The sequence below is a fragment of the Actibacterium sp. genome, assembly GCF_041584535.1.
GTDB lineage: Bacteria > Pseudomonadota > Alphaproteobacteria > Rhodobacterales > Rhodobacteraceae > Actibacterium_D.
The window spans coordinates 1-11,100 of the sequence record NZ_JBFHDW010000055.1; the positions used below are offsets into that span (position 1 = coordinate 1).

Here is an 11,100-nt window from a genome sequence, read left to right on the forward strand (position 1 = left end):
ATTTCCCAGACCCTGACGCGATCGCATGTCATCGATGCGCCATGGACGGTGATCCGTTCGGATGACAAACGCCGCGCCCGGATCGCCGCGCTTCAGCAGGTGCTGTGCGCCGTCGATTACCCTGACAAGAACCGGAACGCGGTCCAGACCCCCGATCCGCTGATCGCGGGTGGCCCCGAAATCTGGGATGCATAAAAAGCGCGGCTATCATCACGGCAACCTCAAGCAGGCGCTGGTCGACGCGGCACTGGCGCTGATCGAGGAAAAAGGCCCGCAGGGGTTCACCCTGTCCGAGGCCGCCAAGAAGGCGGGCGTCACCCCGGCGGCGGTCTATCGCCATTTTGCCGGGCGCGACGACCTGATCGCCGAGGCCGCGCGGCAAGGCTATCAGATTTTCGCCGATCTGATGGAATACGCCTATGAAAAGGGTCAGCCGTCGGCCAAAGCCAGTTTCGAGGCCACCGGCCGCGCCTATCTGGCCTTTGCCCGCAAATATCCCGGCCATTACATGGCGATGTTCGAAAGCGGCGTGCCGGTGAATGCCTCGCCCGATCTGGCGCTGGTCGCTGCCCGCGCCAATGGCGTGCTGGAACGCGCCGCGACCGATCTGCTGCACTATCTGCCGCCCGATAAACGCCCGCCCGCGGCGATGTTCTCGGCCCATATCTGGGCGATGAGCCACGGCGTGGTCGAACTTTATGCCCGCGGCGCCCCCGGCGCGCGCACGCCGTTTTCGCCCGAGGAATTGCTGGAAACCGGCATCGGCATCTATCTGCGCGGTCTGGGGCTGATCCCGCCCGACAGCTGATTAGCGGAACAGGACCAGCGCTTGCGGGCTCCATGAAACACGGGTGCGGGTGCCGATCTCAAGCACCGGGCGCCCGACCAGATTGCGCATCGAAATCCGCACGGCTGCCGCCGCCCCGTTCAGCCGCACATCGTAATAGGTCATGTCGCCGTAATAGACGACCTCTTCGACCACGCCCTCGGCCACGCGATCAGGCGTATCCGAGCCGTTGAACAGGATGGTCAGGGTCTCGGGCCGCAGGCCGACGCTAACCCCTTTACCGCCCGAGCTGGCATGGCCGGCAGGGATCTCGACCCGGCCCAGACCGGCGATCTCCAGTTCGACCTGATCGCCGCGCTCGGACAGGATTTCGGCGGGCATAAAGTTCATCACCCCGATAAAATCGGCCACGCGCCGGGAATTCGGACGGCGATACAGGGTTTCAGGATCGTTCAACTGGGCGATTTCGCCCTCGAACATCACCGCGATCCGGTCGGACATCACCAAGGCCTCTTCCTGATCGTGGGTGACCAGAATGAAGGTGATCCCGACCTGCCGCTGCAGCTTGATCAATTCGACCTGCATGTTCTCGCGCAGCTTCTTGTCCAGCGCCGACAGCGGCTCGTCCAGCAGCAGCACCTTGGGCTTGAGGATCAGCGCCCGCGCCAGCGCCACGCGCTGTCTCTGACCACCCGAGAGGGCGTGCGCAGCGCGATTGCCAAAGCCCTCTAGCCCGACCATCTCAAGCGCGGCACCAACGCGGCTGGCCAGTTCGGTTTTGCTCAGATGGGCGCGGCGCAGGCCAAAGCCCACGTTTTGCGCCACGGTAAGATGCGGAAAGATCGCATAGGACTGGAACACCATATTGGTCGGGCGCTGGTTGGCGGGGACGCCCTCCATCACCTTGCCGTCGATGGCCACGGTGCCGCCTGAGACATCCTCGAACCCGGCGATGGTGCGCAACAGCGTGGTCTTGCCACAGCCCGACGGCCCCAGCAGCGAAAAGAACTCGCCCTGAGCAATATCGGCGCTGATCCCGCGCAGCGCGTGGTAATCGCCGTAATATTTCTGCACATCGCGCAGTTCGATGATTGGCTTGGTCACAAAAAGCCCCCGGTATCCTTGCCCCCCGCCCGCGCAACGCCGCGGCGGCGGAAATATTCAGCCACAGTCAACAGGATCACCGACAGCGCCACCAGAATGGTCCCCAGGGCCATGACGGCGGGAATTTTCTGGGGAAAGCGCAATTGGCTCCACAAATAGACCGGCAAGGTCGGCTCGGTGCCGGTCAGGAAAAACGCGATGATGAATTCGTCCAGCGAGATCGTAAAGGCGATCAGCAGCGACGAGATAATCCCCGGCATCACCAGTGGCAGGGTGATCAGGCGAAAAGTGCTGAACGCGGTCTCACCCAGATCAACCGCCGCTTCTTCCAGTGATCGGTCCATATTGGCAAAGGCCGAGGTCAGGATCGCGATGGAAAATGGCGTGCAGATCAGCACATGCCCAAGGATCACCGTCCACGCCCCCAACGGCAGCCCCAGCGCCAGAAGCACCACCAACAGCGCCACCGCCACGATGATTTCGGGCAGGACCAGCGGCAGCATGATGAAGCCCATGATCGGCTTCTTGCCCGGGAACATGTAGCGCGCCGAGGCCCGCGCCGCGCAAATCCCCAGCACCGTCGCCAACAGCGCCGTTGTGACCGCGATGCTGAGGCTGTTCAGAACCGCGCCATGCAGCGCCGGAATTTTCGCCAGTTCGCCAAACCATTGCGTGGTGAACCCGCTGAGCGGGAACGCGATGATCGTGCTGTCATTGAAGGCGAAAATCGGCAGCAGAATGATCGGCGCATAAAGAAACACCAGATAGGCCACCGCATAGATCCGCAACCAGCCGCCCTTCATTTCGGCCCCCGCAAAAACCGCCGGTTTACCCCGACAAAGACCAAGGCAATCGCCGCCACCAACAGCATCGACAACACCGCCAGCGCCGCGCCCATCGGCGCGTTGTTCAATTTCAGGAACTGGGTCTGGATCATGTTGGCAATCATCAACCCATTCGGCCCGCCGACCAGACGCGGCGTCACATAATCGCCGATGGTCGGGATGAACACGATCAGCACCGCCGCCACCACGCCGGGCATCGCCAACGGCAGGGTCACCCGCAGGAAGGTGGTCACATGACCCTCACCCAGATCGCGGCTGGCCTCCAACAGCGAACGGTCGATTTTTTCCAGCGCGACAAAGATCGGCAGGATGGCGAACGGCGCATAGGCATGGGCCAGCGTGATCACCACCGCATTGGCGTTATACAGGATGAAACTCAGAGGTTCATCAATGATCCCAAGGCCTTGCAGCGTGGTGTTAAGAACGCCGTTATAGCCCAAAATCACCTTCCACAGGAACACCCGGATCAGATACGAGGTCCAGAACGGGATGGTGATCATGAAGATCCACATGCTTTTGCGCGCCTGCGACACGCCGAAAGACACAAAATAGGCAATCGGGAACGCCAGCAGCACCGTCGCCACCGTGACCGCGCCCGCAATCCGGACCGAGCGCCAGATCAGCTTGCTATACAGCGGCTGGGTCACCGCCTCGTGATAGTTGGTCAGAGTAAAGCTTTTGTCGATGGTCAGGTAATCCTGGCTCCAAAAGCTAAAGGCCAGAATGGTCGCCAGCGGTGCCGCCAACAGCAACAGCGCAAAGATCGCTGTCGGGCTGACCAGAATCAAACCACTGGCCGCCTCACTTCGCCGCAGGCGGCCAAAACGCTGACGCAGACTCATTTCAAACGGCGACCCCCGACTATCCGACAGCAATCATGCGAGGAATCCGCGACCTGCTCAAGAGCCGTTCTGCACCCGGCCTTTTTCTTGGGATAAATACTCGCGCCGCAGGCATCAGCGCCCAAAGACCGTGCGCCGCGCCCGGTGGGGTCCCAAACGTGAAAAGGCCCGGCGCATTGGCCGGGCCTTTCCGAAAACATGTCCGAGGCGATTAACGCTTCGAGAACTGGAACGAACGGCGGGCTTTGCGCTTACCGAATTTCTTACGTTCCACAACGCGGCTGTCGCGGGTCAGGAAGCCAGCGGCTTTCAGAGCGCCGCGCATGGCGGGATCATAAAGCTGCAGGGCTTTCGAGATGCCGTGCTTGACCGCACCGGCTTGACCCGACAGACCGCCGCCCTTGACGGTGGCGACAACGTCGAACTGGTCAACAACGCCAGTGATTTCGAACGGCTGGCGCAGGATCATCTGCAGCACCGGACGTGCGAAATAGGCCTTCATTTCTTTACCGTTGACAGAGACCTTGCCCGAACCGGGCTTGATCCAGACGCGGGCGACCGCATCTTTCCGTTTGCCGGTGGCGTAGGAACGGCCCAGCTCATCGCGGACGGGTTCACGGGGGGCGGCCAGGTCAAGAAGGACGGCAGCCTCGCCGGTGACGGCTTCATTCAGCGCGTCGAGAGATTTGATTTGATCGGCCATGGGTTAGCTCCGGGTGTTCTTGGAGTTCATGGATTTGACATCCAGCACTTCGGGCTGTTGGGCCTCATGGGGGTGCTCGGCGCCGGCGTATACGCGCAGATTGGTCATCTGCTGGCGGCTCAGGCGGTTGCCCGGCAGCATGCGCTTGATAGCAGCGGTAACGACGCGCTCGGGATAGGCGCCTTCCAGAACCTGACGTGCGGTGCGGTGCTTGATGCCGCCCGGGTGGCCAGTGTGCCAGTAGTATTTCTTGTCATCGCGCTTGTTGCCGGTCATCTGGACCTTGTCAGCGTTGATGATGATCACGTTATCACCCATGTCCATGTGGGGGGTGAAGGACGGCTTGTGCTTGCCGCGCAGGCGCATGGCGACGATCGAGGCGAGACGGCCCAGAACAACGCCTTCAGCGTCGATCAGGATCCATTTCTTCTCGATATCCGCCGGAGTAGCGGTAAAGGTTTTCATGGTTCGTGGCCCTATGGCTTAGAAAAGGGGCGCGACGTGCGCCCCGACAACTTGATGGGTGGGTTCTAAGCATTTCCCGCGCACAGTCAAGCGGGCTTAAACCGATATATAGGTGTAATATCAATGGGTTGCAAAATAGGTATCTATTTACCCCATATTTTCGCCCCATTTTCAGCCCCTCGGGCCAGATCGCGCGGCTTAGTTGGACGACTAAGGGCCTAGGCGTCCTAGTTTCGGGGCGGAATCGAATAGGTCATGCTGGCACGGGCCACCGGGTCTTTGCCGCCATCGGAATAGATCAGGGTCTCGCCCACCGCCAGCACCCGGCCCAGTTTCAGCAGCCGGGTTTCGCAGATCAGATCGGCACCGCTTTCGGGTTTGCGCATGAAGTCGATTGAGGCATTCGTGGTCACCGCCAGCCCCTCGGGGCCGATCATCGCCAGAATCGCCACATAGATCGCCAGATCCGCCAGCGAGAACATGCTTGGCCCTGACACCGTGCCACCGGGGCGCAGGTGATGTTCGGCCACCAACAGCCGTATCCGCACCCGCATCGGGCCGACATCCTCGATGGCGAACTGCCCGGCGATCTGCGGAAATTCGCGCGCCAGGAACTCTTCCAGCGCCGGGATATCCATAACGGGTTTCATCCTCTTCCCCCTCTGTCGTTTGCAATCTAGACTTCCCGCAAATGGGAGGAATGACAATATGACCGACAGCATCCTTTTGCGCGAAGACCGCGGTGCCGTAGCGGAACTGACGCTGAACGCGCCCGAGCGGCTGAACGCCCTGTCCGATGCCATGCTGCGGGCGCTGCATGTCGAGCTGGGCCGCCTGCGCACCGATACCAAAATTCGCGCGGTGATCCTGCGCGGCGCGGGCAAAGTGTTTTGCGCCGGGCATGACCTGAAGGAAATGCAGGCCGGGCGTCAGGCCGAAGACGGCGGCCGCGCCTATTTCGCAGATCTGTTCATGCGCTGCGCCAAGGTAATGACCGGGGTTCAGCGCATTCCGCAGCCTGTGATCGCCGAGGTCCACGGCATCGCCACCGCCGCCGGCTGTCAGTTGGTCGCGTCCTGTGACATGGCCATCGCCGCCGAGGGCACCAAATTCGGGGTGAACGGGGTGAATATCGGGCTGTTCTGCTCGACCCCGATGGTGGCCCTGTCGCGCAACATTCCTCGCAAGCAGGCGTTCGAGATGCTGACCACCGGCAAGTTCATTCCCGCCGACAAGGCCGAAGCCCTTGGGCTGATCAACCGCGTGGTGCCGCAGGCCGATCTGCAATCCGCCACCCGCGAACTGGCCGACACCGTGGCATCCAAGCTGGGCGCGGCGGTGAAAATCGGCAAGGAAGCGTTCTATGAACAAATCCAGATGCCGCTGGATCAGGCCTATGTCTATACCGGCGACGTGATGGTGCAGAACATGCTGTATCGCGACACCAACGAGGGCATCACTGCTTTTCTCGAGAAGCGTGATCCCGATTGGACTCAGTAATCGCGGCCAGCCGCAGCGCCTGTTCGACCTTATACATCAGGTTCAGATACCAACGCGCCTTGACGTCCTTATAGACAAAGGGGCGCCGGGTCGCGGGATCGGTCGGGGTCAGGAATTTCTCGGCCACCGGCCAGCGTTTCAGCGGCCGCGCGCGCAAGGCGGCGACCTGATCGGCGGTCAGGTCGTGATAGCCCTTGACCCCGGTCCCGATGATCCGTGGCGCCAGTTGCGCTGCAAGGCTTTGGCGGCGGTGGCGATAGAACGGCACTTCGGGACAGTAAAACGCGAACGGATCGGCCATCAGCGGCATTTCCGAGAACAGCTGCCGCGCCTGCGCGATATTCGCGTCTTCGCTTAGTTGAAAGCGCCAGTCGGCCTGCCGCAGGCGCTCGACATCCAGCACCGTGATATCGAAATAACCCAGCCCCGGCTTGCCCGGTCTGGCCCGGTAACAGCGCAGGTCCGGATCAGGCATCATCCGCCGCCGATAGCGCCGCTTGCGCTGGCCGCGAATGAACAGCGGGCAGATGAACCCGGCTTTCGGATCGGCCGCGAATAGCGCATCGAACTGCGCCAGATCGGTGGCATCGACCGGACGCACCACCTGCGTGTCGTCTTGCAGCATCAACAGCCGTGGCGCCTGTGCCGATTCCAACGCCCGCTGCATGTTGATATACAACCCGCCGTGGCGATCGCCGGTGTCGCGGCGGCTGTGCCGGGTGACCATGTCGCTGATCTGATCAAGATAGGCGCAGGTCTCGGGGTCGTCGCTGTCATCGTCAAAGACACGCAACCGCGCCTGCGGAATATTGCGCTGAACCGACGCCACCGCCTGTTTCAGGTAAGCCCCGCGATTATACGAGAATATCGCGACTTCCAGCGGATATGACCCGGACATGTTCAGAGCCTATTCCCCATAAAGCGCCGCAAATTTCGTATTGGGACAATCCGTTGGCAGCCCCCTGTTGTCAACCGTGCAGGCCCGCCAGCGAACCGCGCGACAGCATGTCAATGCGCCGGCCCGGCCGGTCTTAGTCATATCCGAATGCCGCGTAATCTGCGGCAAAGATCGTGCGAATGCGGCGACGCTGACCGTCGGTCAGCTCGGGCGGGCGCTGGGCCATCGAGGGGTTGAACCGGGCATTCATTACATCAGTCGGAGGAAAGCCCGGCGCCCCGCCCAGTTCGAACACTTTCGGCAGGTCTTCGGCGATATTTTCCAGCTTGCCGATGAAATCATAGCTCAGCGCCCCATAGGCAATGTTCAGAACCTGCGGGCGGAAATGGGTGCTGGTGCGCACCGGGTCGGCGTCCAGACAAGCCTCAAGGTAATCCAGATAGATATCGAAATTGCGGCTGACCGGATTGTCGGCGCTGTATCCCAGCGCCTGAAGCGCGGGCATGTGGTTGTGTCGGGCGATATTCTTTTGATCGACGAAAAAGTTGGTGAAGGCCGAATAGGCCCGCGCCTCGGGGTCGCGCACAAAGGTGAACAGAAAGGCGCGGCCTGCCTCCAGCACTGGCTTGACCTTCGACCAGTGATAGCGCGACAGCAGCACGCCGCTCTGCGCGCGGTGAATGCTGCGCGGGTAGAAGCTGCCGGTGCCATAGTAATACAGGATCTGCGCGATCGAGGTGCAGCCCGCCTTGGCATTGCGCAGGAACAGGAATTTCCGGTCCGAGGTCATGACCAGATCGCGGTAGGGCAGCCGCAGCTCGGGTGGCTCGGCCCGCAATTGCCGCAACACCCGATAGCGCGGCGCGAAGGGCGCCAGAAGCCGGGTCTTCACGTCGTTCGAGTCGATATCGTTCAGGTAAAGCGGCAACTCGGTCACGTCAGACCCCATAAAGTGCGGCGAATTTCGCATCGAGATAATCCAGCAGCGGCCCCTCGTTCGGCGCGAAGCCACAGGCGCGCTCGATCACATCGCGCGGCTCATAAAGGCCACCGTGGCGTTGCACAGTCTCGGCCAGCCAGCCGGTCGCGCCCTCGGTATGGCCTTTTGCCAGATCGCGGTCCAGATCGGGCACCGCCGCCCGCATCGCCAGATTCAGGCACCCGGCATAGACATTGCCCAAAGTATAGGTCGGGAAATAGCCGAACAGCCCGACCGACCAATGCACATCCTGCAACACGCCATTGGCGGGCGTGTCGACCGCAACGCCGAAATCGTGGTGAAAGCGGTCGTTCCACGCGGCCTCAAGATCGGCCACCGCCAGATCGCCGGCGATCAGCGCACGCTCAAGATCAAAGCGCAGCATGATATGCAGGTTGTAATGCACCTCGTCGGCCTCGGTGCGGATATAGCCCGAATGCACCCGGTTCACGGCGGCATAAAAGGCTTCGGCATCCGCGACGCCCGCCGTGCCGAACATCTGAGCCATCCGCCCGAACAGCCAGCCGGTAAAGGCGTGGCTGCGGCCGATCTGGTTCTCGTAAATCCGGCTTTGGCTTTCATGCACCCCCATCGACACCCCTGCCCCCAGCGGCGTCAGCGCATAATCGGGGTTGATGCGTTGCTCATAGGTGGCGTGGCCGACCTCGTGGATGGTGGAATACAGACAGTTGAACGGATCCTTCGCATCGACCCGCGTGGTGATCCGCACATCGCTGCCCGAGCCGCTTGAGAACGGATGCACCGACTTGTCCAGCCGCCCGTGCCGCCAGTCATAGCCAAAGCGTTCAGCCACCTCGCGGGCCAGCTTCATTTGAGCGTCCTCGTCGAACTGGCCGCTGATCCGGGGCGCGGTCTTGCCGCTGGCCATCACCCGTTCGCGCAGCATCACCAGACGCGGGCGCATCCGGTCGAACATCGCGCCGATCTCGGCGGCGGTGATCCCCGGTTCGTAATCATTCAGCAGGGCGTCATAAAGATCACCCCCCGCCGCCAGCGCCGCGGCCTCGTCGCGTTTCAGCGCCACGACCTGTTCCAGCGTCGGCAGGAAATGCGCGACATCATTGGCAGCGCGCGCCTCGGCCCAGATACCCTGAGCGCGGCTGGTCACCTTGGCGATCTCGGTGGCCAAAGCCTCGGGTATCTTGGTCGCCCGCGCGTAGGACCGGCGGATATGGCGCATCTTGGCGGCACCGACGGGGTCCAGCGCGGCATCGTCAATCGCCGCCAGCCAATCCCCGACCTTTGGGTCGGTGCGGCGCGTGTGCAGCACCGTTTCCAGCGCGCCGATTTCCTCGGCCCGTTGTGCGGCCGCGCCACGCGGCATGATGGTTTCCTGATCCCAGCCCAGACGCCCGGCGACCTGCGCCAAGGCCTCGGTCTGGTGCTGATGCGCCATCAGGGCGTCAAACGCGCTCATGCGGCGCCTCGCACCGATTGGGCGCTGGGATATTGCGCGTTGAACCGCGCCCGCAGGATCAGCACCCACAGCACGATCGCGCCAAGCTGATGCAGGCTGGCCAGATGCAATGGCGCTGAATGCATCACCGTCGCCACGCCAAGGATCACCTGCAACACCAGCATCCCCAGCACTGCGTCATAGGCCGCGCGGGTGCGCATATTGCCGCTGTTGCGACCACGCCGCCAAACCACGACGCCAAAAACAAGCACCAGATAGCCGACCATGCGATGCAGGAATTGCACCAGCCCGGCATCCTCGAAAAAGTTGCGCCACCACGGGGCAAGCGAGAACATATCCGGCGGGAAAAATCCGCCCGCCATCAACGGCCAGTCGGGAAAACCGCGCCCGGCATCAATCCCCGCCACCAGCGCCCCCAGCAGGATTTGCAGAAACGCCAGATGCAGCAGACCGGTCGTGATGCCAAACAGTCGCCCCTCGCGCCCGCGCCGCGCCTGCATCAGGTCTTTTTCAGGCCGGCCCAGTAACAGGATGAACCACGCCAGATAGCCGAAGATCACAAAGGCCAGCCCCAGATGCACCGCCAACCGATATGAGGCCACATCCAGCCGGCTGCCTGTCAGGCCCGAACTGACCATCCACCAGCCGATCGCGCCCTGAAAACCGCCAAGCGCGCCGATCCCCAGCAAGCGCCCGGTCCAGCCCGCAGGAATTTTCCGCGCCAATGCAAAGCCGACAAACCCCAGCGCCCAAACCAGACCGATGGTGCGGCCAAGCTGGCGATGACTCCATTCCCACCAATAGATGAACTGGAACTCGGACAGGCTCATGCCCTTGTTCTGCATCTGATATTCCGGGATCGCCTGATATTTCTGGAACGCATCCTGCCAGGCCTCGGCCCCCATCGGCGGCAGGGCGCCGGTCAGCGGCTTCCATTCGGTGATCGACAAGCCGCTATCGGTCAGCCGGGTCAGCCCGCCGACCAAGATCATCGCCGCGACCATCACGAAGATCAGCATCAGCCACAGCCGGATCGCGCCACGCGCGCCCTTGTTGCCCTTGTCGATCAGCCCCGGCTGCGCTGCGGGCTTGGCCGTGTTGCCTGAACCGACCTCTTCGAAAATGCTGCGTTTTCCGCTCATGCGAACCCCCAAATCATTGCCAGAACACTAGGCGCGCAGCCCCGGCCCTTCAAGTCACTCGCCGCGTTCTTTCCACCGCACCATTTGCCGCATGATCCCGTGCAGAATCTGCACATCGGCGCGGGTCAGCGGCATGCGGCTCCACATGTTGCGCAGGTTCAGCTTCATGCCCTCGGCCTTGGTCTCGGGAAAGAAGAACCCGGCGGTCTCAAGCCGGTCCTCAAAATGATCGCCCAGCTTTTCAATCTCGACATGACCGGCGAATTCGGTTTTCGCCATCTCGACCACCTGCGGCACGATTTCCGCCGTCTGCCGCCGCCATTCATAGGCGGTCAGCAACACGCATTGCGCCAGATTAAGCGAGGCGAACTCGGGGTTCACCGGCACCGAGATCATC

The 11,100-nt window shown here is 62.1% G+C and carries 12 protein-coding genes and 2 pseudogenes; 3 read left to right on the forward strand and 11 right to left on the reverse strand.

Annotation, left to right across the window (positions count from 1 at the left end; translation table 11 throughout):
• Both ABYW26_RS04390 and ABYW26_RS04395 read left to right on the forward strand, forming a co-directional pair.
• Positions 1-195: pseudogene (locus ABYW26_RS04390) on the forward strand (polyphosphate kinase 2); the annotation flags it as partial.
• Positions 188-808: a TetR/AcrR family transcriptional regulator gene (locus tag ABYW26_RS04395; protein ID WP_372603578.1), complete on the forward strand. Its 621-nt coding sequence runs from the start codon at positions 188-190 to the stop codon at positions 806-808. The pseudogene ABYW26_RS04390 and the gene ABYW26_RS04395, both read left to right, overlap by 8 nt.
• Here the strand turns inward: ABYW26_RS04395 and ABYW26_RS04400 are convergent, their stop codons facing one another.
• The 6 genes from ABYW26_RS04400 to ABYW26_RS04425 all read right to left on the reverse strand — a co-directional run bounded on the left by ABYW26_RS04400 (position 809) and on the right by ABYW26_RS04425 (position 5,396).
• On the reverse strand, positions 809-1,891 hold the full coding sequence (locus tag ABYW26_RS04400) for an ABC transporter ATP-binding protein (RefSeq protein WP_372603579.1): 1,083 nt from the start codon (positions 1,889-1,891) through the stop codon (positions 809-811).
• Positions 1,888-2,694: an ABC transporter permease gene (locus ABYW26_RS04405; RefSeq protein ID WP_372603580.1), complete on the reverse strand. Its 807-nt coding sequence runs from the start codon at positions 2,692-2,694 to the stop codon at positions 1,888-1,890. Before ABYW26_RS04405 ends, ABYW26_RS04400 begins: the two co-directional genes overlap by 4 nt.
• Positions 2,691-3,578: an ABC transporter permease gene (locus ABYW26_RS04410; RefSeq protein ID WP_372603581.1), complete on the reverse strand. Its 888-nt coding sequence runs from the start codon at positions 3,576-3,578 to the stop codon at positions 2,691-2,693. The genes ABYW26_RS04405 and ABYW26_RS04410 overlap by 4 nt, the downstream gene beginning before the upstream one ends.
• Positions 3,579-3,789: 211 nt before the next feature.
• Complete coding sequence (rpsI, locus tag ABYW26_RS04415; protein ID WP_372603582.1) at positions 3,790-4,281, reverse strand: 30S ribosomal protein S9; 492 nt, start codon at positions 4,279-4,281, stop codon at positions 3,790-3,792.
• 3 nt (positions 4,282-4,284) lie between these two features.
• On the reverse strand, positions 4,285-4,746 hold the full coding sequence (rplM, locus tag ABYW26_RS04420) for a 50S ribosomal protein L13 (RefSeq protein WP_372603583.1): 462 nt from the start codon (positions 4,744-4,746) through the stop codon (positions 4,285-4,287).
• A 227-nt stretch (positions 4,747-4,973) separates the two neighbouring features.
• On the reverse strand, positions 4,974-5,396 hold the full coding sequence (locus ABYW26_RS04425) for a PaaI family thioesterase (protein WP_372603584.1): 423 nt from the start codon (positions 5,394-5,396) through the stop codon (positions 4,974-4,976).
• Positions 5,397-5,454: 58 nt separating this feature from the next.
• On the opposite strand from ABYW26_RS04425, the gene ABYW26_RS04430 reads away from it, so the two are divergent.
• A complete protein-coding gene (locus ABYW26_RS04430; protein ID WP_372603585.1) occupies positions 5,455-6,246 on the forward strand; it encodes an enoyl-CoA hydratase in 792 nt (263 codons plus the stop codon).
• Here ABYW26_RS04430 and ABYW26_RS04435 read toward each other — a convergent pair.
• The 5 genes and pseudogenes from ABYW26_RS04435 to ABYW26_RS04455 all read right to left on the reverse strand — a co-directional run.
• Positions 6,203-7,144, reverse strand: coding sequence for a glycosyltransferase family A protein (locus ABYW26_RS04435; RefSeq protein ID WP_372603586.1), 942 nt, complete (start codon positions 7,142-7,144; stop codon positions 6,203-6,205). The two genes, ABYW26_RS04430 and ABYW26_RS04435, sit on opposite strands and share 44 nt — an antisense overlap.
• Before the next feature lie 133 nt (positions 7,145-7,277).
• The gene (locus ABYW26_RS04440) at positions 7,278-8,114 is read right to left on the reverse strand and encodes a sulfotransferase family 2 domain-containing protein (protein ID WP_372603587.1); all 837 of its coding nucleotides are present in this window, start codon (positions 8,112-8,114) and stop codon (positions 7,278-7,280) included.
• On the reverse strand, positions 8,083-9,561 hold the full coding sequence (locus ABYW26_RS04445; RefSeq protein ID WP_372603588.1) for a carboxypeptidase M32: 1,479 nt from the start codon (positions 9,559-9,561) through the stop codon (positions 8,083-8,085). The genes ABYW26_RS04440 and ABYW26_RS04445 overlap by 32 nt, the downstream gene beginning before the upstream one ends.
• On the reverse strand, positions 9,558-10,703 hold the full coding sequence (ctaA, locus tag ABYW26_RS04450) for a heme A synthase (protein ID WP_372603589.1): 1,146 nt from the start codon (positions 10,701-10,703) through the stop codon (positions 9,558-9,560). The genes ABYW26_RS04445 and ctaA overlap by 4 nt, the downstream gene beginning before the upstream one ends.
• 54 nt (positions 10,704-10,757) lie before the next feature.
• A pseudogene (locus tag ABYW26_RS04455) lies at positions 10,758-11,100 on the reverse strand (RNA methyltransferase); the annotation flags it as partial.

Bases quoted from the DNA above. Each gene is read 5' to 3' on its own strand.
- ABYW26_RS04445 (WP_372603588.1), bottom strand. From the start codon at position 9,561: ATGAGCGCGTTTGACGCCCTGATGGCGCATCAGCACCAGACCGAGGCC.
- ABYW26_RS04430 (WP_372603585.1), top strand. From the start codon at position 5,455: ATGACCGACAGCATCCTTTTGCGCGAAGACCGCGGTGCCGTAGCGGAA.
- rplM (WP_372603583.1), bottom strand. From the start codon at position 4,746: ATGAAAACCTTTACCGCTACTCCGGCGGATATCGAGAAGAAATGGATC.
- rpsI (WP_372603582.1), bottom strand. From the start codon at position 4,281: ATGGCCGATCAAATCAAATCTCTCGACGCGCTGAATGAAGCCGTCACC.
- ABYW26_RS04395 (WP_372603578.1), top strand. From the start codon at position 188: ATGCATAAAAAGCGCGGCTATCATCACGGCAACCTCAAGCAGGCGCTG.
- ABYW26_RS04410 (WP_372603581.1), bottom strand. From the start codon at position 3,578: ATGAGTCTGCGTCAGCGTTTTGGCCGCCTGCGGCGAAGTGAGGCGGCC.
- ABYW26_RS04405 (WP_372603580.1), bottom strand. From the start codon at position 2,694: ATGAAGGGCGGCTGGTTGCGGATCTATGCGGTGGCCTATCTGGTGTTT.
- ABYW26_RS04440 (WP_372603587.1), bottom strand. From the start codon at position 8,114: ATGCGAAATTCGCCGCACTTTATGGGGTCTGACGTGACCGAGTTGCCG.
- ctaA (WP_372603589.1), bottom strand. From the start codon at position 10,703: ATGAGCGGAAAACGCAGCATTTTCGAAGAGGTCGGTTCAGGCAACACG.
- ABYW26_RS04435 (WP_372603586.1), bottom strand. From the start codon at position 7,144: ATGTCCGGGTCATATCCGCTGGAAGTCGCGATATTCTCGTATAATCGC.
- ABYW26_RS04425 (WP_372603584.1), bottom strand. From the start codon at position 5,396: ATGAAACCCGTTATGGATATCCCGGCGCTGGAAGAGTTCCTGGCGCGC.